Below are 22,753 nucleotides of genomic sequence, written 5' to 3' on the forward strand. Positions count from 1 at the left end.
AGCGAGTGATGTGTCACACCTGTGCCGTGGCCATGAGATGCCACGGGCTCTTAGGATGCCGTTCATGCCAGCGTCAGCAGGAGTGCGCCGCAGGGGTGCCGTACGCAGCGAAGAGGCTCGCATGGCGATCCTCGACGCGACCGGGCGGCTCTTCGCCACCCAGGGCTATGACCATCTCACCATCGAGGGCATCGCGGCCGAAGCAGGTGTCTCCAAGCAGACGATCTACCGCTGGTGGTCCTCGAAGAGCGCGGTCGTCGCCGACGCCCTGATCGAGGACCTGCTGCTGCCGGACCACCCGGTCGTACCGGACACCGGAGACATCCGCGCCGACCTGATCGCCTGGATGCAGAGCCTCATCGACCTCGTCGCCCAGCCCGGCAACGACGGCCTCGTCCGCTCGCTCGTCGCGGCCGCGTGCGAGAACCCCGACATTGGCACCCGCCTCAACGACGCGCTCGGCATCACCGCCACCGTCTCCACCCGTATCGAGGCAGCCGTCGAGGCCGGCCAGCTGCCCGCCGACCTGCCGGTCACGGAGTTCGTACGCGCTCTGGTCGGTGGATTCGTGCTCCACTCCCTCGAGCGCACCGAGCCCGCTCCGGACGTCGCCGAGCGTCTGGTGCGCGCGCTGCTGCACTGACCTCCTTCTTTACCCCAGAAAGAGGGCGTGGGCCTCCGTGGGTCGGGCTACGGTGGAGGGCATGCCGAAGGTGCCGCCGCCCGTCTACGTCGCCGCGGGGCTGGCAGCCCAGCATCTGCTCGCTCCGAGCCGCCGGCCGACCGTCGTCCGGTCCGTCGCGGCCGGACTCCTCGCGGCCGGCTCGGTCTATGTCACCGGTGCTGCTGCCCGGGCGTTCATGCACAAGGACACCACGTTCAACCCGCTCGAGCCCGAGGGCGCGACCGCGGTCGTGACCGACGGGCCGTTCCGCTACACCCGGAACCCGATGTACGTCGGCATGGCCGGCCTCCTCACCGCCCACGCCGTCCTTCGCGGTGGCTGGCTTCCGCTCGTCCCCGTCGCCGCTTTCGTCGCCGTCATCGACCGCACCCAGATCCCCGCGGAGGAGCACGCGCTGTCGTGGAGCTTCGGGGAGGCGTACGACTCCTACCTGAGCGCTACGCCTCGCTGGCTCGGCCCGCCGTGGGGTGCCTCGCGGGGCTGAGCTCCTCCAGGCGTTCAGCGGAGTCGGCGAGTCCGAGACGGCACCGTCTGTTTTGGCCCGCTCCTGGGGCGGTCAGGCACATGCATCTCACCGTCGTACGTTCTGTTGCAGGTCGACGCTGAGCATGCTCGTGTGCTCGGGTTGGGGGCTTCTCTCCGGGTTGATCGGTCTGACGATCCTGATGAGCCTCTGCGTGGTTATGCGGATCCTGCGGGGCGCATCTCCTCTATCTTTTGTCGGCTGATCTTCTTCGGGGTTGGTGTGGGCCGCCGACCCTGTTTTGAGGGTCTTCTCGACGAACCCCGGAGTCAAGGACGGCCTTCGGCCGCCGGCCTCGCCGACGGTGCCGTATCCCAGGACAAGGCCCGGGTGATCACCAAGGCGCTCGACAAGATCGAGGCCAACCCGGTCGCCAACAGCGACGACATGGCCTTGGCCGAGAAGCTCCTGGTCGACTACGCCGGCCGGTTGACCGCGAACGAACTCCGCATCGTCGGGAAACGCATCCTGGTCGAGATCGACCCCGCCCGGTTCGAGGACGCCGAAGCCAAAGCCCTCCTCGCCGAAGAAGAACGCGGCCAGCAAAAGACCGCGTTGCGGGTCTGGGACAACCACGACGGCACCATCGGCTTCGACGGGGTGTTGCCGGTCTCGATCGGGATGAGGTTCAAGCGGCTGGTGGAGGCCTACGCCCAACCCCGCAAACAACAACTCGTCGCCAAGGGTGCCCCGCTACCGCCGTGGGAACGGCTCATGGGCCAGGGGTTCTCGCGGCTGTTGGAGACCGTCGACCCGGCAGCCCTGCCCCGGCATGGCGGTGACGCGACCACGATCAACGTGGTGATCTCCCTCGAGGAGCTCCGCAAGGACCTCGGGATCGCGACCCTGGGCTATGACGAGACCAACGGTGCGACGATCTCAGCGGCGGAGGCACGCAAGTTGGCGTGCAACGCGACCATCATTCCCTGGGTGCTGGGCGGTGACGGGGAGGTCCTCGACGCCGGCCGCGCGAGCAGGTTCTTCCAGCCGATCCAGCGCAAAGCGCTCCGGTTGCAGCAGAAGTGCTGCCAAGCCGAGGGCTGCGACATGCCACCGGAGTGGTGCGATGCCCACCACCTCGACCCGTGGGCGGCAGGCGGCAAGACCGATCTGAAAGATGGGGCGTTGTTGTGCCCCCATCATCACCGGCTGGCCCACAACGCGGCGTACGTTCATGAGCGGCTACCGGATGGCACGATCCGATTCACCAGACGCCCATGATCCGGTCCCCGGAATAACAGCACCCTGGGTTAGATGCTCCTGGCGAGGGTTTGGCCGAATATGCGCAGAATAGGCGCGTGAGCGAGATCGAGTACGTAGACAACCCGGCCAGGCACCGCTACGAGATCCGTGACGGCGAGACCGTCGCGGGGCTGGCGGCCTACCGGCTGCCCGACGACGAGCATGTGGACTTCGTGCACACGGAGGTCAAGGAGGCCTACAACGGGCAGGGGCTCGCCTCGAAGCTGGTGGCGTTCGCGCTGGCCGACGTGAGGGCGAAGGGGAAGCGGATCATCCCGCATTGCCCGTACGTCGCGGGGTGGCTGAAGCGGCACGGCGAGGAGTACGCCGACATCACCGACTGGCCGGCCTGATCTCGAGAGTCAGAGGGAGTCTGCCGACTTCCGCGGCTCCAGACCGAGCTTGGCCAGGGGAGTGCGGGTCATATGGGCCGAGGGCCAGGTCTGGCCTCGGGTGGAGCCGCGGGAGTAGGGCCTGGCACCCGACTGGTAGGTCACGAAGAACTCGTCGCCGACCTCGGCGACACCCTCGGCCAGGTTGGGGAGCGACTGCACGGCACGCGACCGAATCGTGACCCGGTCCTGCACGACCAGCTGGCTGCGTCGGGTCGGGCCGCGGTTGACGCTGAAGACGTACTCCTCCTCGCGGACCACGACGCCCTGGGTGCCGACAGGGGTGCGTACGCCGATCGGGGTCTTGATCTGCCAGGTGTCGTCCTTGCGGATGTACTTGTAGAGGCGGTTGTTCGCGTGCGACCCCACGTAGAGCAGGTCCTTCGCGGCGGCGAGGTAGGAGCCGGCGGCGAGTGCGACCAGCGGGGCGACGGTCGAGACCGTCGAGATCGGTTCGGCGTGGACGATCTGGGTCAGTGAGTAGCGGTAGAGCCGGGGCGGGTTGCCCTCGCGGCACACGTAGACCTCGTCGCCGATGACCGCGACGCCGCCGGCGTTGACCGGGCCGCTGACGCTGCCCTTCGGCCCGCCGAGGTAGACGGCGTTGATGAGCTCGCCCGACGGCCTGTCGACCAGAGCGAGGGCGGAGCCGAGCTTGTCGCCGTGATAGCCCTGCAGGAGCAGCTCGGTCTCGGGGGAGTACGCCAGGCCCTGCGGGATCCAGCCGTGGTCCTCGTCCCCGGTGAGCACCCCGGCGGTGGCGATGTGCGGGATCAGCGGACCGAGTCTGCTGCCGCTACGGCCCAGCCAGGTCTCGGTGCGGTCGATGCCGCGTTGGACCCACTTCTGCTGCCTCTTGGCCATCACCTTGGGGTCGATCACGATCAAAAAATCTATCCGCTCGGACACCGATCGGCGGTCGCTTCGGGGCGCGAGTCCGACAACTGTCCACCTGACGGAACGGTCGGGCGACAGGTTCCATGTACTCGCGGGTAGTAATGGTGGCAGGATCTGCCGACATGACTGCGGAGATTCAACGGCACGCCGACGTGATCGTGGTGGGAGCCGGCCTCGCCGGCCTGGCAGCAGCGGCCGAGGTCGCGGACGCGGGAAAGAGCGTCCTCCTGGTCGACCAGGAGCCGGAGCAGTCGCTGGGCGGCCAGGCCTTCTGGAGCCTCGGCGGGCTCTTCCTCGTCGACAGCCCGGAGCAGCGCCGGATGGGGATCAAGGACTCGCCCGAGCTGGCGCTCCAGGACTGGATGGGGTCCGCTCAGTTCGACCGGGACGAGGACCTGTGGCCGCGGCGCTGGGCCGAGGCGTACCTCGACTTCGCGGCCGGGGAGAAGCGGTCCTGGCTGCACCAGATGGGCCACCGGATCTTCCCGGTCGTCGGCTGGGCCGAGCGTGGCGACGGCCGCGCCGACGGCCACGGCAACTCGGTGCCGCGCTTCCACATCACCTGGGGGACCGGGCCGGGCGTGGTCGAGCCGTTCGAGCGACGGGTGCGTGCCCACGCCGACAGCGGGCGGATCACCTTCGCCTTCCGGCACCGCGTGGACCATCTCGTGGTCGAGGACGGTGCCGTCGTCGGCGTACGCGGCAAGCTGCTCGAGCCCAGCGACATCGAGCGTGGCCATGCCTCCTCGCGTACGGAGGTCGAGGACTTCGAGCTCAGCGGCCAGGCCGTGATCGTCACCTCCGGCGGCATCGGCGGTGACCACGACCTGGTTCGCAAGCACTGGCCGGAGCGGCTCGGCACCCCGCCGAAGTCGATGGTCTCCGGCGTCCCGGCCCACGTGGACGGCCGGATGCTCGCCATCACCGGAGCGACCGGCGCCAAGATCATCAACGACGACCGGATGTGGCACTACGTCGAGGGCATCCGCAACTGGGACTCGATCTGGGCCAACCACGGCATCCGGATCCTCCCCGGCCCCTCGAGCCTTTGGCTGGACGCGACCGGCAAGCGCCTCCCGGCGCCGTTCTTCCCCGGCTTCGACACCCTCGGCACGCTCAAGCACCTGCGCCAGACCGGCTACGACTACTCGTGGTTCGTGCTGACCGAGAAGATCATCAAGAAGGAGTTCGCGCTCTCCGGCTCGGAGCAGAACCCCGACCTGACCGGCAAGGACATCAAGCTGCTCGCCGAGCGCGCACGCAAGGGCCCCGGCCCGGTGAAGAGCTTCATGGAGCACGGCGAGGACTTCGTGGTCGCCGAGAACCTCACCGCGCTGGTCCACGGCATGAACGGCCTCGCCGACAAGGACCCGACCGGCCCGCAGATCAAGGAGAGCGAGCTGCGCCGCATCATCGAGGCCCGCGACCGCGAGATCGCCAACAACTTCACCAAGGACGCCCAGATCACCGCGCTGTACGCCGCCCGCCACTACCGCGGCGACAAGCTGCAGCGCACCGCCAAGCCCCACCGGATCCTCGACCCCGAGGCCGGCCCGCTGATCGCCGTCAAGCTGCACATCCTCTCCCGCAAGACGCTGGGCGGGCTCGAGACGGACCTGTCAGGCCGCTGCCTGACCGCCGCCGGCACCCCGCTTCCCGGGCTCTACGCGGCCGGCGAGGTCGCCGGCTTCGGCGGAGGCGGGATGATGGGCTACAACGCGCTCGAGGGCACGTTCCTCGGCGGCTGCCTGTTCTCCGGACGTACGGCGGGCAGGGCCGCGGCCGCGGCGATCTGACGCCGCATCGGCGTGGTCAGTGGGCGCCGGAGAGGTTCAGCCCGACCACGCCGATGACGATCATCGCCAGGAAGCCGGCCTTGGCGGCGGTGAGGTGCTCACCGAGGAACATCACGCCGATGCCCGCGACCAGGGCGGTGCCGAGGCCTGACCAGATGGCGTACGCGACGGAGACGGGCATCCGCTCCACGACGATCGACAGAAGCCAGATCGAGGCGCCGTAGCCGGCGACGACCGCAACCGACCAAGGCACGTTGCGGAAGCCTTCGGTGCGGGGGAGGAGGGCGGTGCTGACGACCTCGATCGCGATCGCGGCGACGAGCAGAATGGCGGCGTACATCTTCCGTGTCCTCCTGAGGCGCGTGTAGCGACTGCTACATCCCGCCAAATGTAGCAGTCGCTACATGTTGGGCATAATGCTTTCATGGACCGCAAGGAAGAGCTCCTCGGGCAGGTGGTCGACCACGTGCTCGAGCACGGGTTGATCGGGCTGACCCTGCGTCCGCTGGCGGCCGCGATCGGCACCAGCGACCGGATGCTGATCTACCACTTCGGCGGCCGCGACGAGCTCGTCGCCGCGGTGGTGGCGCGCACCAACGAGCTCTCCGTCGCGGCGGTCGCGGCGCTCGAGCCGGCCGAGGACGTACGCGCCGGGGTGGAGGCACTGTGGCGGGCCTACCGCACCGAGCCCCTGCACAGCTGCCTGCAGGTCTATCTGCAGGCAGCCGCGACCGGGCTGATCGGGATGGAGCCCTATCGCTCGGTCGTCCGGGAGACCAACGAGCTGTGGTACGCCGCGCTGCGCGACTATGTCACCGCCTGTGGCGCGCCGCCCGAGCGTGCCGGCCGGATCGTCACGCTCGTCGACTCCTCGCTGTTCGGCTTCCACCTGGACCTGGCCACCGACCGGCCTGACGAGCTCGCCGCCGGCGTGGCCGATCTCGCCGTGGCCGCGGGAGCGATCGCCGCGGCGTGAGCCGGGTCCGACACAATGCGCGGGTGAACTCGCTGCTGAAGACCATCCCCGCCGATCGCATGCACCTGTGGCTCATGCTCGTGCTCACCTTCACCACCGGCATCAACGATGCCGTCGGCTACCTCGGCCTGGACAAGGTGTTCACCGGCAACATGACCGGCAACGTGGTCATCCTCGGCATGGCGCTGGTCGGCGACACCGACCTGCCGGTCCTCGGGCCGGCGCTGGCGCTGGTCGGGTTCATGGCCGGCGCCGCGCTCGGTGGGCGGGTGCTGAAGGCCGACAAGCAGGCCTGGAGTGGGCGCACGACCCTGCTGTTCTCCCTGGTCGCCGTGGTCATGCTGGCGCTGGCCGGGCTGCTCTTCGTCGCCGGGGACGAGCCCTCGAGCGCGGTGATGATCACGACCACCACCCTGGCCGCGGTCGCGATGGGCACCCAGGCGGCGGCCGCTCGTCACATCGCGGTCAAGGACGTGACCACCGTCGTGGTCACCAGCACGATCACGGGCCTCGCGGCCGACTCGCCGATCGGTTCCGGCAAGGCGTCCTTCCGTGGCGGCGGCACCGCGCGCCGTGCGATCGCCGTCCTGCTGATCCTGCTCGGTGCCTCCGCCGGTGCCGGGATGCTGCTGTGGCACACCGGCGGCGGCCTGCTGCTCGCCGGCATCATCATCGGAGCCGCCACGGCCGTCGGTGCCTGGCACGCCCGGGTGCACCGCGCGATCATCTAGGCCCGGATCCTCTAGGGTCTGCCACGTGGAGTGCCCCAAGTTCGCGGTCAGCGTCGACCTCGTCGTGCTCACCGTCCGTGACGAGGCGCTCTGCGCCCTGGTCGTACGCCGCGGCATCGAGCCGTTCGTCGGTGCCTGGGCGCTTCCGGGCGGGTTCGTCCTCGACGACGAGGGCCTCGAGGAGGCAGCGGCGCGCGAGCTCGCCGAGGAGACCGGGATCCGGCCGGGCAGCGTGCATGTCGAGCAGCTGGCGACGTACGGCTCCCCGGGGCGGGACCCGCGGGCGCGGGTCGTGACCGTCGCCTATCTCGCGCTCGCGCCCGACCTGCCGGTGCCCGCGGCGGGGTCGGACGCGGCGGAGGCGCAGTGGTGGCCGGTCGACTCGCTCCTGGCCGGCGGCGGCCTCGCCTTCGACCACGCCGCGATCCTGCGTGACGGCGTCGAGCGCGCCCGCTCCAAGCTGGAGTACTCGCCGCTCGGCGCGGCGTTCTGCGCCGAGGAGTTCACCGTCGCCGAGCTGCGCCGGGTCTACGAGATCGTCTGGGGCGAGCGCCTGGACCCCCGCAACTTCCATCGCAAGGTCACCAAGACCGAGGCCTTCCTCGAGCCCACTGGCACCACGACGACCCGGGACGGCGGCCGGCCGGCTCAGCTCTTCCGCCGAGGCTCCGCCGAGCACCTGCATCCGCCGCTGCTGCGCCGCACGACCTGAGGTTGATCACCGAATGGTCTCGGGCTGATCACGAACCGATAACGGCGAATCCGGTGTGGCCGACGGCACATGCGACGTGGCCGAGGCGTGTTGCGCAACTAGACAACAGCCACGGCATTGTTGTCCAGCGGACGCCGTGTCTCGGGACCGTACGCCCTGTTCGAGAGGTTCGTCTTGAAAGGGTCGTTACAACGCCGAAACGCCGGTGTCAGCCCCTGAAACCTCCGCTCGCTACGGTCCCCGAAACCTATGCGTGACACTCCTCGAAGGGAACTCGTTTCGATGTCTACCCCCGCCTCTCGGACCTCGCGACGTACGTCAGTTCAACGCCGGGCCGCCGCGGCCCTCCTGTCCGTGGTCGCCGCCACCACCCTGGCCGCCTGCGGCTCCGACTCCGAAGAAGGCAGCAGCGAGGAGGGCTTCGGCACCATCTCGATGCAGTACTCCTGGATCAAGAACGAAGAGTTCGCCGGCGAGTTCTACGCCGAGGACAAGGGCTACTACGAGGAAGCCGGCTTCGACGCGGTCAACGGCATCTCCGGCCCCGACACCGGCGTCGCCAAGCTGCTCTCCGGCAAGGTCCAGGTCGCCATCAACGACGCCGCCTCGGTCGGCTCCGCGATCGCCGAGCAGGAGGCGCCGCTGAAGATCATCGGCGCGACCTTCCAGAAGAACCCGTTCACGATCCTCTCCCTCAAGGACGGCGGCAACATCGCGACGCCGGCCGACCTCAAGGGCAAGAAGATCGGCGTCCAGGACTCCAACGTCAACGTCTTCAAGGCGATCCTCGCCGCCAACGGCCTGGAGGAGAAGAAGGACGACATCACCGTCGTCCCGGTCGAGTTCGACCCGACGCCGCTGATGGAGGGTCAGGTCGACGGCTTCATGGCCTACCTGACCAACGAGTCGATCACCGTCGAGCTCGCCGGCCACGAGGTGACCAACCTGCCCTACGCCGAGAACGGCGTGCCGTACGTCGCCGAGACCTACACCGTCACCGACCAGTACCTCGCCGAGAACCGCGACCTCCTCAAGGCGCTGCTGACCGCCGAGATCAAGGGCTGGACCGAGACCTTCAAGAACCCGTCCGACGAGGTGGTGAAGGTCGTCACGAAGCACTACAACGAGGCGGCCAGCGACTCCGACGGTCTCGAGGCCAGCTTCGGCGAGCTCGACCCGGTCAAGACCAAGCGTGGCCTGGAGGAGTCGCAGGCGCTGATCTCGACGCCGGAGACCGAGAAGAACGGCCTCTTCACCATCTCCGAGGAGCTCCAGCAGCAGACCGTCGACTCGCTCGCGGCCGCCGGCTGGGAGGTCTCTACCGAGGACCTGTTCGACACCTCGATCATCGACGAGATCTACGAGGAGAACCCCGAGCTGAAGGCCTACCAGAAGTAGTCATGGCCGAGAACAAGCTCATGGATGCCGGTGCTCCCGCGGCGGAGACCGGTGGCGGCACCGGCATCCACATCTCCGGAATCAGCAAGGTCTTCGGCTCCGGCTCGAAGGCCGTCACCGCGCTCAAGGACACCGAGCTCCACACCGACCAGGGCTCGTTCCTGGCCCTGCTGGGCCCCTCCGGCTGCGGCAAGTCGACGATCCTGCGGATCCTCGCGGGCCTGGAGGCGCCGACGAGCGGAGAAGCGTACGTCGACGGCAAGGCTCCCGCCGAGCTGCGACGTGACTCCGAGCTGGGGATCGCGTTCCAGGACCACGCGCTGCTGCCGTGGCGCTCGGTGGTCGGCAACATCAAGCTCGTCTTCGAGGTCGCCGGGCGGCGTCCTGACATGTCCTACATCCACGAGCTGATCAAGCTCGTGGGGCTGGAGGGCTTCGAGAAGTCCCGCCCCGCGCAGCTCTCCGGCGGGATGCGGCAGCGGGTCTCGATCGCCCGGGCGCTGGCGCTGAAGCCGTCGGTGCTCCTGCTCGACGAGCCGTTCGGCGCGCTGGACGACATGACCCGGCAGAACCTCAACCTGGAGCTGTTGCGGATCTGGACCGAGAAGCCGGCTACCACCCTGCTGGTCACCCATGGTGTGAACGAGGCGATCTTCCTCTCCGACCGGGTCGCGGTGATGTCGCCGCGTCCGGGCCGGATCAAGGAGATCATCGAGGTCGACCTGCCCCGGCCGCGCACGCCCGACATGATGCGTACCCCTGAGTTCCACGCGCTGGCCGACCGGGCCTCCGAGCTGCTCTTCGGTGACGACGGGCGCGCCGAGGCGGAAGCCTGATGCGACTGAGTCAACAGCTGGGTGGCTGGGTGGCCGGTCTGATCGGCGTGGTCACCCTCTTCGTGCTGTGGGCGGTCGTGGCCGTGGCCGCGTTCCCGCCCGACCCCGGCACCGGGTTCACACCGGTGCCGCCGCCGTGGACGGTCCTCTCCGAGATGGCCGCCGCAGGCCCGTCGGCGTTCTGGGACGGCGTGCTCCGGGAGACGCTGATGGAGGCGTCGATCGGGTTCCTGTGGGGCAACCTGATCGCGCTGCTGCTGGCCTCCCTGGTGCTGCTGGTGCCGTGGCTGGAGCCGATGATCATGCAGATCGCGGTGACGACGTACTGCCTGCCCGTGGTCGCCGTGGGCGGCATCTCGATCGTGGTCCTCGGCGGCGCCGAGCAGCCCGGTGACCCGTCTCGCACGTCCATCTTCCTGGCCGCGCTGATGGTCTTCTTCACGACCGTCGTGGGGGCCGTGCTCGGGTTCAAGTCGGCCGACCGCGCCTCGCTCGACGTGGTGCGGGTCTACGGCGGGTCGGTGTGGACGCAGCTGGTGAAGGTACGCCTCGTCGCGGCCGTGCCGGCGATCCTCAACGCGCTGCAGATCGCGGTGCCGACCGCGATCCTCGGTGCCGTGCTCGGCGAGTATCTCGGCTCCACCGACCGCGGCGTCGGGCGCACGCTGATCGTCCTGCAGGGCAAGCCCGACCCGGAGCGGCTCTGGGCCGTCTTCCTGGTCTGTGCCCTGGTCGCCCTGGCCGGCTATCTGCTCCTGGGGCTGGTCTCGCGTCTGGTGACGCCGTGGGTCGCCGGGAGGTCCGGATGAGGTCGGGTGCGAAGGGTCTGTCGCGGGCGGTCCTGGGACCGGTGCTGCACACCGTCGCCGCGCTGGCGATCGTGGTCGTGCTCTGGCAGGGGTTCGTGTCGTTCTCCAGCGTCTCGGAGTTCGTCGCGAAGGGCCCGCTGGATGTCGTCGACCATCTCTTCACCGGGCCGGACGCCGCCGCCCATCGCGCGGAGCTGCTCCCGCTGACGTGGGTGACCCTGAGGGATGCCGCGCTCGGTTTCCTTGCCGGGATGGCGATCGCGGTGGTGGCGGCGGTGCTGTTCAACCTGTCGCGTACGGTCGAGGCCGGCGTGATGCCGCTGGCCCTGCTGCTGCGCTCGATCCCGCTGGTCGCGATCGCTCCGGTGGTCATGCTGATCACCGGACGTGCCTCGACCGCGTCGGTCGTGGTGCTCGGGATCATCGTGGTGCTCTTCCCGGCACTGGCCGCGGTCCTGTTCGGACTCTCCCAGGCCTCGCCGCAGTCGCTGGACCTGGTCGCCGTCTACGGCGGGTCGCGGCTCACCGCGATCCGGAAGGTCTCGCTGCCCGGCGCGCTCCCGTCGATCTTCGCCGCTGCCCGGGTCTCGGTCCCCGGTGCGGTGACCGGAGCGCTGCTGGCCGAGTGGCTCTCGACCGGCAAGGGCATCGGCGGCAACATCCAGAAGTTCCCCGCCGCCGCCCGCTTCGACGACCTGTGGGCCGCCGTCGCGATCATCACCGTGGTCACCCTGGTCCTCTACAACCTCGTCCAGCTCCTCGAGTCCGTCGCGCTCGAGCGGATGGGGATGACGTCCCGCTAGCGCCGAGGCGTCACGTACGTCGGCCGAGGCGTCACTCAGGTCGGCCGAGTTGGCAATCAGATGCCCACTCGGCCTACGGGAGTGACGCCTCGGCCTACGGGAGTGACGCCTCGGCCTACGGGAGTGACGCCTCGGCCGACGGGGGTGACGCCTCGGCGGGTCAGTAGTCGGTGCGGTCCTGCTTGGCGAGCCAGGCGTCGAAGGGGTCGTACGCCTGCGGGATCCGCAGCTCGTCGACCTTGGTCGGCCAGTCGTGGTGCTCGTTGGCGCGGCCGGTGCCGAAGAGGTTGTAGAAGGCGAGGTCGTCGAATCCGCCCTTGGCCGCGTCGTCACGGTCGGCGGCGTAGACGACGCGGTCCAGCCGCGCCCACAGCGCGGTCGCCAGGCACATCGGGCAGGGCTCGCACGAGGTGTAGAGGGTGCACCCGGCCAGCGAGAAGCTGTCGGCCTCCTTGCACGCGGAACGGATCGCGACGATCTCGGCGTGGGCGCTCGGGTCCAGGTCGCGGGTGACCCGGTTCTGGCCGGTTCCGAGCAGGATGCCGTCGCGGAGGATGATGGCGCCGAACGGGCCACCGCCGTTGTTGACGTTGCGCACGGCGAGCGCGACCGCCTGCTCCAACCACATCGTGTCAGTCATGCCGATTCCCCCTTGCACAGGCCCGAGGATCGATGTTTCCACTGTCATTCTGCCCCCGACATCACTCGACCTCGTGGAGGCGATCGTAGGTCGCGCTGATGGCCGAGACGCGGTCGCGTCCGGCCCGTCCGCGCTCGTGGAGTACGCCGTCGGCGAGCACGCTCGTCAGCGACATCGGTGCCGCCAGCGAGTCGAAGGCGAGGGCACCCTGGACCGGGCACTCCAGCGCGATGTCGGCGCGGCCCAGATGAACCGTCCCGGTCGGGTCGGCGATCACGATCACCGTGCTCCCTGAGGCCGCGGCGGCATCGACGAACCCGCCGAAGCCCGCGGGCCGGCGCCGCAGCCCGACCGCGACCACCACCGATCTCTCGCCGAGCTCGGCCAGCTCCTCGCCGATGACCTGGCCGGGAGCGGGCGCGAGCGTGACCCGCTCGCGGGTCTGGGTGAGCTGCTGGCGCAGATGGAGCGCGACCGGGTAGGAGTTGCGCCAGCCCGCGACCATCACCTCGCTCGCCCCGGCGATGGCCTCGATCGCCTCGGCGATGCCGGCCTGCTCCATGACCCGCGCGATCGCCGCTGCCTCACCCTCGGCGTGGGCGCTCAGGTCCGGGGCGCCCTCGACCCGTCGCGGCTCGCCGGCCGTACGCAGCCCCCGCAGGTGGTCGCGTACCTCGTCGAAGCCGTCGAACCCCAGCGACCGGAAGAGCCGGCTCATCGTCGCCTTGGACACCTCCGCGAGCGAGGCCAGCTCGGCCGCGCGGTAGGTCGCCAGGTCGTCGAGATGCTCCAGCAGCGTGTCGGCCGCCTTGCGCTCCTGGGGCGAGAGGGTCTGATAGGTCGCGGCGATCCGTCGGTCGATCCGCTGGTCCACCGGGCTCATGTGGGCACTGACGCCCAGGCGTCCGGCTCGGTCGACCCGTCGCGCTGCAGGGTCGCCTCGATGAGTCCGTAGGGACGGTCGGCGGCGAAGAAGACCTCGTTCGGGTTCTCCAGGTCGAAGGGGGAGAGGTCGACGAGGAAGTGGTGCTTGTTGGGGCAGGAGATCCTGAACTCCGCGATCCCCTCGAACGCCTCCATCACCGCCCGGCCCATCTCGTAGATGGTCTGCTGCAGTGCGAGCGAGTGCACCTGCGCGAACGTGTCGAGCATGATCGCGCGGATCCGGTCGTAGGCCTCGTTCCAATCCTCCGGATGGCTCTCCCACCGCCACCACGCGGTGACCTCGGTTGCCAGGATCCGGTCGGTCGTCTCGGCGAGGGTGGTGTAGCGGTCGCGCGGGAAGCCGTGGAACTCCGACCCGGTCGACTTGAGCACCACCAGGTCGCTCAGCCCGGACAAGACGAAGGTTCGTTCGCCGAAGCGGTTGACCACCGCCGTACGCGTCTCCTGACCGCGCCGTGCGAATGAATGCTCGTTCGCCGGGATCCGGTCCCAGGAGTAGGACTCCGCCTTCATCACCGACCCGGTGACCCACGGCTGCTCGGCCCAGTAGGCGGTGAGGTCGAGCAGGAACGCCTCCGGCGAGGTGATGCCGAGCTCCTTGGCCTTCGCGTAGACCACGTTCTTCTGGGTGTCGGTGGCGTGCACGTGCACGTTGTCACCCTCGGTGAAGGCCGTCGCGAAGTCGCCCCTGAGCTGGGTGGACACGTTCAGGTCGTGGATCGTGTGCCGCGCGCCGTCCCGGTCGACCTTGACCAGGCGTACCTCCGCCTTGCCGTGCTGGTTGGGGCCAAGAGTGATCGACATCAGCTTCCTCGATAGGTCGTGTAGGAGAACGGGCTGAGCAGGAGGGCGACATGGTGGTGCTCACCGGCGGTGACGGTGAACCCGACGCTCACCTCGGGAAAGAACGTCTCGCGATCCTGCTCGGCGAACCACGGCCCGGTCGCGAAGGTCAGGATGTGCGGCCCGGGGAGCACCTCGCCCTCGAACCGCACCCGCCCGTCGGCATCGGTGGTCGCGGTGCGCGCGCTGTCGTCGGGAAGGACCAGGATCAGGTCGAGACCCGCGGCGGGCCGGCCGAGGGCGGCGTCGAGGACGTGCGTGGAGACGGTGGTCGGGTGAGGCTGCGTCATGTGATCAAGCCTCGCAGCCTGAGCAACGCGATCTCGGCGAGCTGGCCCCTGGTCACCGTGATTTCGGTAGCCGGGTCGTTCTCCAGCCGCTCCTCGAGGAGCGCGAGCATCTCCTCGGCGCTGCGTCCGGCCGCCCGCACCAGGTAGATCCGGCCGAACCGCTTCTCGTAGGCCGCGTTCCCCGCCCTCAGCCGCGCCTGCACCTCGGCGTCGGCCGGGTCGACCCCGGCCTGCTCACGGGCGGAGAGCGTTGCGCTCTCCCCGTCCCCGGCGTGGCGTTCCCCGATCCGGGGGTGGTCGGCCAGGGCTCCCTCGACCTCCTCGTCGGTCCAGGCCGCCGCCAGCCGCTCCGCGGCTGCCAGCAGGTCACCCACGTCCGCATAGGGCCGCCGCGCGACCAGCCCGGCCGCCCACGAGGGGATCGCCACACAGGGTACGACGACACTCTCCGCCTCGTCGGCGGGCAGGGCATCGAACTCGGCGAGCGTCATGGTCACCACAGCAGCCTATGAAACGAGCGTTTCGGTGTCCGCAACGCAGGTTGCCGTTGTGTAACGCCCGAGGCGGCTACCCCGCGAAGCCCTGGGCCAGGGCGAGGAGGTCGCGGTCGCGGCCGGGTGCGGCGACCAGGCAGAGGCCTGCCGGGAGGTTGGTGGGGGTGCGGACCGGGACCGAGACGGCGGGGAGTCCGGCGATACCGGCGATGCAGGTGAGGCGCATGGTGTCGTCGCGCACTGCGGCCGCCTCGGCAGCCGTCGGTGCCACCGAGGAGGCGCTGGGGTAGGCGAGGACGCGGTCGCCGACGACGTCGAGGATCTCCGTACGCGCCTGCGCGAGCACCGCACGCGCCTCGGCGGCCTGCTCCCGGGTCACCGACCGGGCCATCTCGAACCGACCGCGCACCGCCTCCCCGAGCGTGTCGAGCCGGGTCTCCAACCAGGCCCCGTGGGCCTGCCACGCCTGGTAGGCCTGCCCGGTGACGAACGCTTGGCGCCACTCGTCGAGCCTGGCCGGCTCCCAGGTCAGCGGCTTGGCCTCGGGCAGCGCGTCGCTCACGGCGGTGGCGACGTCCTCCGAGGCGAGTCCGACCAGCGCCGGCACCAGGTGGATCTCGTCCAGCGACACAGTCGATGATCCGGGAGCCTCCGGCAGCAGTACGTCACCCACCGCCTGCAGCAGGAACGCCGAACGCGTCATCCACCCGACGGTGTCGAAGGCCTTGGCGAGCGGAAGCAGCCCCTCGCGCGAGACGGCCCCGTGGGACGTACGGATCCCGTAGAGGCCCTGGTAGGCGGACGGGACCCGGATCGAGCCACCGGTGTCGGTGCCGAGCCCGATCGAGGCGTGGCCGAGGGCGACCGCGGTCGCCGAGCCGGATGAGGAGCCCCCAGGAATCCGGCCGGGTGCGCGAGGGTTCGGCGGTGCCCCGTAGTGGGCGTTGAGCCCCGAGAGGGAGTAGGCGAACTCCTCGGTGCGCGCGATCCCACGCACCGAGGCCCCGGCGTCGAGCAGGGCGGCGACGGCGGCGGCGTGCGACGTTGCCACCGGCGCCTGCTCCAGCCATGCCGGGCTCCCGGCGCCGACCGCGAAGCCGGCGACCGCGAAGAGGTCCTTGACCGCGACGGTCTCGCCCGACAGGGCGCCGTCGGCGGTGTGCGAGGAGACCAGCGGGTCGCCGACGACCCGCCAGATCCGGGTGTCGAAGGCCGGCGCCGGCACCGAGACGTGGGCCGCGGTGACCTGCCAGCCGCCGTACTCGATCCGCACCGGGTCCCGCGCCCACAGCTGCGTCTGCAGCCCGCGCCCGCCGCGGTCGAGCTCGGTCACGGCCACGATGAGCGCGTGGTCCTCGTCGATCACCTGTACGTGGGTCTGCACGATGCGCCGCTTCGGCGCGCCACCGCGCGCGCCCCGGAAAGCAGCGATCTGCTCGTGTCCGACCAGCAGCCCGGCGGCATCGCCACGCAAGGTCGTCGGGGAGTCGGCGAAGAGTGCGTCCAGGGCGGCGATGTCGTCGGACATCAGCGCGCTCTCGTACGCCCGGAAGGCCTGCAGCAGCCCGTGCGGGACAGGCTTGAGCTCAGTCATAGGGCGAAGTCTGCCTTGCGGATCGTGGCGTGTACGCCTTTGACGACGTCGACCACCTGAGAGATCCGGAAGTCGGTGGCCGCCGAGAGATAGGCGTAGGCGTCCTCCGGCGTCATCCCGAACCGCGCGCTGAGCAGGGCGATCGCGGCGCGGACACAGTTCTGCGTGGCCACGTCGAGGGACTCGTCGAGCCCGGTGGGGATGAGAAATTCCGACGTCTCCGCCAACGGCCCGGCGAGCTCGCCGAACCGCGCGGCCGCCTCCTCGCGAGCGACGAGGTCGAAACGGAGCGTCGCCCGCAGCGAGGCCTCCAACGCGGTCAGCGAGACCTCGCCGTCACCCTGCGCGAAGTGCGGGTCGCCGACGTACGCCAACGCGCCGGCGACCTGGACGGGCAGGTAGAGGGTCGCCCCGGTCGTGAGCAGCCGGATGTCGATGTTGCCGCCGTGCGAGCCGGGCGGCACCGAGTGCGGCCGCTCGGACCCCGGCACCGCGACCCCCATGATCCCGAGGAACGGGTCGAGGGCGAACGACGCCGGCCCGATCACCCCGCGCCCGTCGACGACGGGCGTGAAGACGCTGTGCACCGGCTCGTCGCCGCGCGGGAACTCGCCCGGCAGCGCGCCCCGCCCGTGCCGGTTCGACACGACCCCGTAGGGCACCCGTGGCAGCGTCTCCAGCACCGTGATCGCGAGCAGATCGCCGACCTCGGCACCCTCGACCTCGATCGGCCGCGAGACGACATGCGGGCCGTCGACGCCGAAGGTCCGCTCATAGCCGGAGGCAGCCAGGGCGACCGCGTCGGAGAGGACCTCCTCGACCCCGTGCGCGGCGAAGAACTTCTCCGGGTTCCGCCCCTGGTCCTCGAGGATGCCCTCGTGGGAGATCGTGTCCACGGTCACCGAGGTCCCCGGCGCGATGCTCAGCACGGGGGAGTCCGTCGCGCACGGCAGCCGCCCCCACAGCACGTTGTCGACCTCGGCCGGAAGGTAGGTCGTGGAGCTGATCGGTCCGGTTCCCGGCTGCAGTGCCGACACGGTGGGGGCAGTCATGGCCGAACCGTATGGAACGGATGTTTCAGGCTCGTGACGAGCGGATCAGCCGGTGGTTCAGAAGACCAGCGCGACGCCGAGCAGCACCGCGATGAGCAGCAGGGCCCCGGCGAGGATGAACCCGGTGGCGAAGGCCGGCAGCGGGCGCCGCTCCCGCATCGCACGCTCGACCCGTGCCCACCGGACCATCGCGAGGACCGTGCACAGGATCGCGGTGAGCACCAGCAGGGCGATCACCCCGATGCGTACGCCCTCCGCGGTGGGCACCTGGAACGAGTGCAGCGCGACCGCACCGGCGAGCAGGCCGAGCACGGTGCGGGCCCAGGCCAGGAACGTACGCTCGTTGGCCAGCGTGAACCGGGGATCCGGCTCGGAGCCGTGGTCGTAGACCCAGTGCGGGTGTCGGGGGTCGGTCATGCCCCCATCGTCCACCACATCGGGTGCCGATCTAGATTATTACCCATGGGTAATAGCGAACAGGCAGAGTTCGATCGCGACATCGCGGTCCGCCGGATCGATGAGAAGACATACGCAGCCGACCTGGCCCCCGGCTGGGTGGTCGGCGGCGGCGTCAACGGCGGCTACCTGCTCGCGGTCATCGCCAACGCCCTGCGGGCGCACCTGCCGAACCACCCGGACCCGATCGTGCTGAGTGCGTTCTACGCGGGCGCGAGCACCCCGGGGCCGGCGGAGGTCCGCATCGAGACCAAGCGCGACAAGGGCTCGCTGGCCATCGCGACCGCCGAGCTGTGGCAGGGCGAGGAGCTGCGGATCACCACGACGGCGACGTACGCGGACCTCGATGGTCTCCACGCCAAGAGCAGTGGTTTCGAGCGGGTCACCGCGACCGAGCCCGAGCTGCCGCCGCTCGATGAGTGCCTCTCCTCGACCACGGCACCCGAGGAGATGAAGAAGTTCGTGCCGATGCTGGACCGCTACGAGCTCTGCGTGCCGAAGGAGCAGTTCGTCTGGGGTGGCGCGGCACCGACCGGCGAGGCCGTCTTCACCGGCTGGTTCCGACACCACGACCGCGAGCCCGACCCGCTCTCGCTGCTGCAGGTGCTCGACGCGCTCCCGCCTGTGACCTTCGGGCTCGAGCTGCCGGGCTGGGCGCCGACGCTCGAGCTCACCTGCCACATCCGCCACAAGCCGGCGCCGGGCTGGCTCAAGGTCACCCACTTCTCACGCAACCTCTCCGGCGGCATGTTCGAGGAGGACTGCGAGGTCTGGGACTCCGAGGGCAAGCTGGTCGCGCAGGCGCGTCAGCTTGCTCGCTTGCCGCGCGCCTGAGGGGGTCGGCACGGGGTCAGATCCGCCGACTCGGCGCCACGATGTTCACATCGGGGCGCAGCGGTCCTTCCCGCCGTACGCGTCCCAGTGCCACGCCTCGGCCGAGTACTGCTTCAGGCCGACACTCAGCGCGGTCTTGTTCAGGAACCGCCACACCGCGCTGGCCGGCTCCGAGGCCCGCGTCGCGCAGGTCTTGCCGCCGGTCGCGCTCGGCTCCTCGAAGTCGATCGCGATGCCGAGCTGGTGGGAGGAGTGGCCGGGCTGCGCGGTGAGCGTGTAGTCGCCGGCCGGGCAGCCGCCGGTGACGTCCGTCTGGCACAGCGCCTTCTGCTTCTTCATCGTCCGGAACGAGCTGCCCACGACCAGGTCGACCCCCTGCTTCGAGGCCTTCTTGACCAGCGCCGCCGCGGCTCCGGAGATGCGGGCGTTGACGACGGTCAGGCCGTCGGAGCCGTCGATGTAGTAGGGGTCGCCCTTGGTGCTCTCGGTGCCGGTGTTGGGCAGGCCTTCGACTGCGCAGAGCCGCACCGGGATCAGCTTGCCCTCGTCATACCCCTCGCCCTCGCCGAGGTCCTTCGTCCCCGGCGAGCAGACGAGCGCGGTCGAGTCGGCGCGTACGTCGCCGACCGGCTTCGTCGGCGCCGCGACCCCGAGGAGCTTGCCCTCGGTGGCGCCGGCGGCGCGCTGTTCGGAGGCCTCCACGGCGAGGTCGGCGAGGTGACCGGTGACCCCGCCTGCGTTCGCGTCGGGGTCGGTCTGGCCGGCGTCCGGTGCCGTCTTCGGGACGTCCTCGGGGCAGGTCGCGATCGTCTCGCCCAGGGGCTTCTGGGTTCCGGCCGCGAGGGTGATGTTCGCGCACACGACCGTGGTGTGGTCGCGCTTGGCGTAGGTGTCCTGCCAGGTCCGGTAGCCCGCCACCGAGAAGCTGTTGCCGGCAGGATCGGCCTGCAGCGTACGCAGCCTCAGGCCGTCGCCGTAGGCGCCCGGCTGCTCCAGCCAGGTGCCGATGTCTGCGGCGGTGACCTCCCAGCCGACGCTGCGCAGCGACGCGATGGCCACCGACAGGTCGCTGCCGACGCCGTTGAGGTCATCGGTCGTGGTCTGCTCCCACTTCTGCATCTGGTCGTAGAAGTCGTACGCCCCGTAGCCGCCGACCCCGACGAGCGCGAGCACCAGCAGCCCCGCGAGCACCTTCGGCCACCGCCGCTTCTTCGGCGGCTCGGGCCCGAACCGGCCGGGCCCGAAACCCTGTGGGTACGCCGGGGGCGGCTGCCCCGCGTACGGCTGGTCGGGGTAGGGCTGGTCGGGGTAGGGCTGGTCGGGGTAGGGCTGCTCCGGGTACGGCTGCTGGTCCGGGTACGGCTGCTCCGGGTAGGGCTGCTGGCCGTACGGCGGCTGCTCAGGCGGATAGGGCTGCTGCGCCGGTGGGTACGGCTGCTGCTGAGCCGGATAAGGCCGCCGATCGGGGTAGCGCTGCCCGCCCGGGTAGGGCTGTTGCTGGCCCGGATGAGGCCGCTGCTGCCCGGGGTGGGGCTGCTGCGGCCGTCCCGGCGGCGCCGGTGGTCGTTGGGGCTGCCGCGGCCCGGGGAAGGGCTGCTGACCCTGGTAGGGCGGGCGAGGCTCGCCGGGGCGCCGCGGGGGCCACTGCTGATCGCTCATGATCGGGCCCCGGACGGGGGCAGGCAGGCGATGAGCAGAAGACGGCGGGGCACGGCGTTGGAGCGTACCCAAGAGACACCACTTTCCGGGTGTCTAGGGAACAATCTCACACGTGAACAGCCCCAAGACCGTAGTAGCCGCGGCGATCCTCAGCGCCGACGGCAAGCAGGTGCTGGCCGCGAGGCGTACGTCCCCGCCCGAGGCCGCCGGACGCTGGGAGCTCCCCGGTGGCAAGGTCGAGGAGGGGGAGACGCCCGAGGCGGCGCTCGTCCGGGAGATCGGTGAGGAGCTCGGCTGCCTGATCGAGGTGCTCGACTGGATGCAGGGGGAGTCGCCCATCGGGGACGAGGCCAGGTTGGTCGCCGCGACCGCCCGGGTGGTCGCGGGGGAGCCGAGGCCGCGCGAGCACGACCAGGTCCTCTGGCTGGCCGCCGAGGACCTCGACTCGGTCGACTGGCTGGAGCCCGACCGTCCGTTCCTCGACGCGCTCCGCCACGTACTCGGCGTGCCTGAAGGATCGACCCTGCGCGGCATCTTCTTCGAGGAGGAGTACGCCAGGTCGGCGGCGGCGACTCTGGAGCGCGAGGGCTGGACGGCCCGGGTCAGCCGGGAGCGCTACCAGGGCGAGGACGACGACGAGGACCACCCGTGGTCGGTGGAGACGGACGCTCCGGAGATGGTCCTGGAGCTGCTGGTGGACCAGTACGACGGCTGGCTCGACATCCCCGAGGACGCACCGGACGACTCGATCGCCCCCGAGCCCGTCGACCTCCCCGACAACCCGAAGCGGATAAAGCGCCCCGACCTAGGATCGAGTTCGTGACTTCTCAGAAGAGCCTGCTGCTCGTGCACGCCCACCCCGACGACGAGACGATCGCGACGGGAGCGACGATGGCGAGATATCTCGCCGAGGGCGCCCGCGTCACCCTGGTGACCTGCACGGCAGGGGAGATGGGCGAGATCCTGGTCCCCGGCCTGGCCCACCTCGCCGCAGACCAGGACGACGCCCTGGGTGAGCACCGCCGCGGCGAGATCGAGGACGCGATGGCGGCCCTGAAGGCGCCCGACGGCAGCGAGGTCGACCACCGCTGGCTGGGCGGATTCGGCAACTACCGCGACTCCGGGATGACCTGGAGCGAGGACCGCACCCACGCGCTGCCTGACCCTGACGCTCGCGAGAACGCCTTCTGGTACGCCGACCTCAACGAGGCTGCCGACCACCTCGTCACGATCATCCGTGAGGTGCGCCCGCAGGTGCTGGTCACCTACGACGAGTTCGGCAACTACGGCCACCCCGACCACATCCAGGCCCACCGGGTCGCGACGTACGCCGCTCATCTCGCCGCCGTGCCGACCTACAAGAAGGAGCTCGGCGAGGCCCACGAGATCGACCGGATCTTCTGGACCGCGATCGCGGAGAGCTGGATCCGCGACGGGCTCCGGGCGGCCCGCGCGGCCGGCGACGAGGACGCGCTCGGCGGGATGGACCCCGAGGGCCCGCTGCCGATGGCCACGCCCGACGTCGACATCGCCGCCGCGATCGACGGCACCGCCTACGCCGACCAGAAGGTCGCCGCGATGCGCGCCTACCCCACCCAGATGGACATGGAGCAGGGCATGTTCGCGATGACCAACAGCCTCGGCACGACCGCGTGGTCCCACGAGCACTTCCGGATCGCCCAGGGAGACGTCGAGGCGACCACCCTGACCGATCTCTTCGCCGGGTTGTGAGGCTGCTCGGCAGCGGCCTGGGTCGTGGTGGGGCCGGTCTTCTCCTCGGCCTCCTCGTCGGGGTCGCGGCGGTCGCCGTCCACCCCTGGTGGTGGGGTCTGCTGCTCGCCGTGGCCGCGTCCTCGGCGATGCTGATCGTGCTGCCGCGGGGAGCCTCGAGGATCGCGTACGCCGCCGCCTGGGCGATCGTGATCGCGCTGGCCGCGACGCCGAGACCGACGGGCGGGTATGCCGTCGCCGGCGACGTGGCGGGATACCTGATGATCTTCTGGGCGGTGCTGATGATCGTCGTGGCCACCGCGACCGTGTCGCGGGTCGCTTCCCGTGCTGATCAGGACCTCCCCGGGAAGTGACGAACGTCCCAAGATGGGCTACGGGTTCGGCCTAGGGGGGTATAGGTCCTAGGCTCTCCCGC

Annotated in this window: 27 protein-coding genes; 16 read left to right on the top strand and 11 right to left on the bottom strand. The window is 70.1% G+C overall.

All coding sequences use genetic code 11. From position 1 onward, the window contains the following. Window positions 1-64 precede the first annotated feature (64 nt). The 4 genes from BLT25_RS18400 (at window position 65) to BLT25_RS18415 (ending at window position 2,803) form a co-directional block, all read left to right on the top strand. Window positions 65-643 carry a TetR/AcrR family transcriptional regulator gene (locus BLT25_RS18400; protein ID WP_091050025.1) on the top strand — a complete coding sequence of 193 codons (579 nt, stop codon included), beginning with the start codon at window positions 65-67 and terminating at the stop codon, window positions 641-643. Window positions 644-704: 61 nt separating this feature from the next. Continuing rightward, window positions 705-1,169 (top strand): methyltransferase family protein, encoded by a 465-nt coding sequence (locus BLT25_RS18405; RefSeq protein WP_091048945.1) that lies wholly within the window; start codon window positions 705-707, stop codon window positions 1,167-1,169. A gap of 261 nt (window positions 1,170-1,430) precedes the next feature. After that, a complete protein-coding gene (locus BLT25_RS18410) occupies window positions 1,431-2,429 on the top strand; it encodes an HNH endonuclease signature motif containing protein (protein ID WP_256328667.1) in 999 nt (332 codons plus the stop codon). 77 nt (window positions 2,430-2,506) lie between these two features. Next, on the top strand, window positions 2,507-2,803 hold the full coding sequence (locus BLT25_RS18415; protein WP_091048948.1) for a GNAT family N-acetyltransferase: 297 nt from the start codon (window positions 2,507-2,509) through the stop codon (window positions 2,801-2,803). A 9-nt stretch (window positions 2,804-2,812) separates the two neighbouring features. Here BLT25_RS18415 and BLT25_RS18420 read toward each other — a convergent pair whose 3' ends face one another. Continuing rightward, window positions 2,813-3,724 carry a hypothetical protein gene (locus tag BLT25_RS18420; protein ID WP_143033788.1) on the bottom strand — a complete coding sequence of 304 codons (912 nt, stop codon included), beginning with the start codon at window positions 3,722-3,724 and terminating at the stop codon, window positions 2,813-2,815. 137 nt (window positions 3,725-3,861) lie between these two features. On the opposite strand from BLT25_RS18420, the gene BLT25_RS18425 reads away from it, so the two are divergent. Further along, window positions 3,862-5,535 (top strand): FAD-binding dehydrogenase, encoded by a 1,674-nt coding sequence (locus tag BLT25_RS18425; RefSeq protein WP_091048951.1) that lies wholly within the window; start codon window positions 3,862-3,864, stop codon window positions 5,533-5,535. Between the two features lie 16 nt (window positions 5,536-5,551). Here the strand turns inward: BLT25_RS18425 and BLT25_RS18430 are convergent, their stop codons facing one another. After that, window positions 5,552-5,875 (bottom strand): DMT family transporter, encoded by a 324-nt coding sequence (locus BLT25_RS18430; protein ID WP_091048953.1) that lies wholly within the window; start codon window positions 5,873-5,875, stop codon window positions 5,552-5,554. Window positions 5,876-5,959: 84 nt separating this feature from the next. Between BLT25_RS18430 and BLT25_RS18435 the strand changes: the two genes are divergently transcribed. From BLT25_RS18435 to BLT25_RS18465, 7 genes are all read left to right on the top strand, one after another. Next, window positions 5,960-6,511 carry a TetR/AcrR family transcriptional regulator gene (locus BLT25_RS18435; RefSeq protein ID WP_091048956.1) on the top strand — a complete coding sequence of 184 codons (552 nt, stop codon included), beginning with the start codon at window positions 5,960-5,962 and terminating at the stop codon, window positions 6,509-6,511. Window positions 6,512-6,534: 23 nt separating this feature from the next. Next, complete coding sequence (locus tag BLT25_RS18440; RefSeq protein WP_256328668.1) at window positions 6,535-7,242, top strand: YoaK family protein; 708 nt, start codon at window positions 6,535-6,537, stop codon at window positions 7,240-7,242. A gap of 25 nt (window positions 7,243-7,267) precedes the next feature. After that, on the top strand, window positions 7,268-7,954 hold the full coding sequence (locus tag BLT25_RS18445) for an NUDIX hydrolase (protein ID WP_091048958.1): 687 nt from the start codon (window positions 7,268-7,270) through the stop codon (window positions 7,952-7,954). 282 nt (window positions 7,955-8,236) lie between these two features. Next, window positions 8,237-9,352, top strand: coding sequence for an ABC transporter substrate-binding protein (locus BLT25_RS18450; RefSeq protein WP_256328669.1), 1,116 nt, complete (start codon window positions 8,237-8,239; stop codon window positions 9,350-9,352). Window positions 9,353-9,354: 2 nt separating this feature from the next. Next, window positions 9,355-10,188, top strand: a complete 834-nt coding sequence (locus BLT25_RS18455; protein ID WP_218131413.1) for an ABC transporter ATP-binding protein — start codon at window positions 9,355-9,357, stop codon at window positions 10,186-10,188. Beyond that, window positions 10,188-10,997, top strand: coding sequence for an ABC transporter permease (locus BLT25_RS18460; RefSeq protein ID WP_091048961.1), 810 nt, complete (start codon window positions 10,188-10,190; stop codon window positions 10,995-10,997). The genes BLT25_RS18455 and BLT25_RS18460 overlap by 1 nt, the downstream gene beginning before the upstream one ends. Beyond that, window positions 10,994-11,800, top strand: a complete 807-nt coding sequence (locus BLT25_RS18465; protein WP_091050033.1) for an ABC transporter permease — start codon at window positions 10,994-10,996, stop codon at window positions 11,798-11,800. Before BLT25_RS18460 ends, BLT25_RS18465 begins: the two co-directional genes overlap by 4 nt. Before the next feature lie 160 nt (window positions 11,801-11,960). On the opposite strand, the gene BLT25_RS18470 is transcribed toward BLT25_RS18465, so the two are convergent. From BLT25_RS18470 to BLT25_RS18505, 8 genes are all read right to left on the bottom strand, one after another. Further along, on the bottom strand, window positions 11,961-12,440 hold the full coding sequence (locus BLT25_RS18470; RefSeq protein ID WP_091048963.1) for a nucleoside deaminase: 480 nt from the start codon (window positions 12,438-12,440) through the stop codon (window positions 11,961-11,963). A gap of 61 nt (window positions 12,441-12,501) precedes the next feature. Then, entirely contained in the window at window positions 12,502-13,323 is an 822-nt protein-coding gene (locus BLT25_RS18475; RefSeq protein WP_091048964.1) for a MurR/RpiR family transcriptional regulator, read from the bottom strand. Next, a complete protein-coding gene (gene pucL / locus BLT25_RS18480) occupies window positions 13,320-14,189 on the bottom strand; it encodes a factor-independent urate hydroxylase (RefSeq protein WP_091048966.1) in 870 nt (289 codons plus the stop codon). Before pucL ends, BLT25_RS18475 begins: the two co-directional genes overlap by 4 nt. After that, the gene (gene uraH / locus BLT25_RS18485) at window positions 14,189-14,518 is read right to left on the bottom strand and encodes a hydroxyisourate hydrolase (RefSeq protein WP_091048969.1); all 330 of its coding nucleotides are present in this window, start codon (window positions 14,516-14,518) and stop codon (window positions 14,189-14,191) included. Before uraH ends, pucL begins: the two co-directional genes overlap by 1 nt. Further along, window positions 14,515-15,009, bottom strand: a complete 495-nt coding sequence (uraD, locus tag BLT25_RS18490) for a 2-oxo-4-hydroxy-4-carboxy-5-ureidoimidazoline decarboxylase (RefSeq protein WP_091050035.1) — start codon at window positions 15,007-15,009, stop codon at window positions 14,515-14,517. The genes uraH and uraD overlap by 4 nt, the downstream gene beginning before the upstream one ends. A gap of 76 nt (window positions 15,010-15,085) precedes the next feature. Further along, entirely contained in the window at window positions 15,086-16,606 is a 1,521-nt protein-coding gene (locus BLT25_RS18495) for an AtzH-like domain-containing protein (protein ID WP_091048972.1), read from the bottom strand. Beyond that, window positions 16,603-17,658 (bottom strand): acetamidase/formamidase family protein, encoded by a 1,056-nt coding sequence (locus tag BLT25_RS18500; RefSeq protein WP_091048973.1) that lies wholly within the window; start codon window positions 17,656-17,658, stop codon window positions 16,603-16,605. Before BLT25_RS18500 ends, BLT25_RS18495 begins: the two co-directional genes overlap by 4 nt. A 57-nt stretch (window positions 17,659-17,715) precedes the next feature. Then, on the bottom strand, window positions 17,716-18,075 hold the full coding sequence (locus tag BLT25_RS18505) for a YidH family protein (protein WP_091048976.1): 360 nt from the start codon (window positions 18,073-18,075) through the stop codon (window positions 17,716-17,718). 45 nt (window positions 18,076-18,120) lie between these two features. Between BLT25_RS18505 and BLT25_RS18510 the strand changes: the two genes are divergently transcribed. After that, window positions 18,121-18,948, top strand: coding sequence for a thioesterase family protein (locus tag BLT25_RS18510; protein WP_091048977.1), 828 nt, complete (start codon window positions 18,121-18,123; stop codon window positions 18,946-18,948). Between the two features lie 45 nt (window positions 18,949-18,993). On the opposite strand, the gene BLT25_RS18515 is transcribed toward BLT25_RS18510, so the two are convergent. Continuing rightward, the gene (locus BLT25_RS18515) at window positions 18,994-20,607 is read right to left on the bottom strand and encodes a D-alanyl-D-alanine carboxypeptidase family protein (RefSeq protein WP_143033789.1); all 1,614 of its coding nucleotides are present in this window, start codon (window positions 20,605-20,607) and stop codon (window positions 18,994-18,996) included. A 112-nt stretch (window positions 20,608-20,719) separates the two neighbouring features. Between BLT25_RS18515 and BLT25_RS18520 the strand changes: the two genes are divergently transcribed. Genes BLT25_RS18520 through BLT25_RS18530 form a run of 3 tightly spaced genes read left to right on the top strand, consistent with a single transcriptional unit; the run spans window position 20,720 to window position 22,691 of the window. Next, the gene (locus tag BLT25_RS18520) at window positions 20,720-21,430 is read left to right on the top strand and encodes a (deoxy)nucleoside triphosphate pyrophosphohydrolase (protein WP_091048984.1); all 711 of its coding nucleotides are present in this window, start codon (window positions 20,720-20,722) and stop codon (window positions 21,428-21,430) included. After that, entirely contained in the window at window positions 21,427-22,338 is a 912-nt protein-coding gene (gene mshB, locus BLT25_RS18525) for an N-acetyl-1-D-myo-inositol-2-amino-2-deoxy-alpha-D-glucopyranoside deacetylase (RefSeq protein ID WP_091048986.1), read from the top strand. The genes BLT25_RS18520 and mshB overlap by 4 nt, the downstream gene beginning before the upstream one ends. Then, a complete protein-coding gene (locus tag BLT25_RS18530) occupies window positions 22,335-22,691 on the top strand; it encodes a hypothetical protein (RefSeq protein WP_091048988.1) in 357 nt (118 codons plus the stop codon). Before mshB ends, BLT25_RS18530 begins: the two co-directional genes overlap by 4 nt. Window positions 22,692-22,753: the final 62 nt, after the last annotated feature.

It is taken from the genome of Nocardioides sp. YR527 (assembly GCF_900101045.1).
Lineage (GTDB): Bacteria > Actinomycetota > Actinomycetes > Propionibacteriales > Nocardioidaceae > Nocardioides.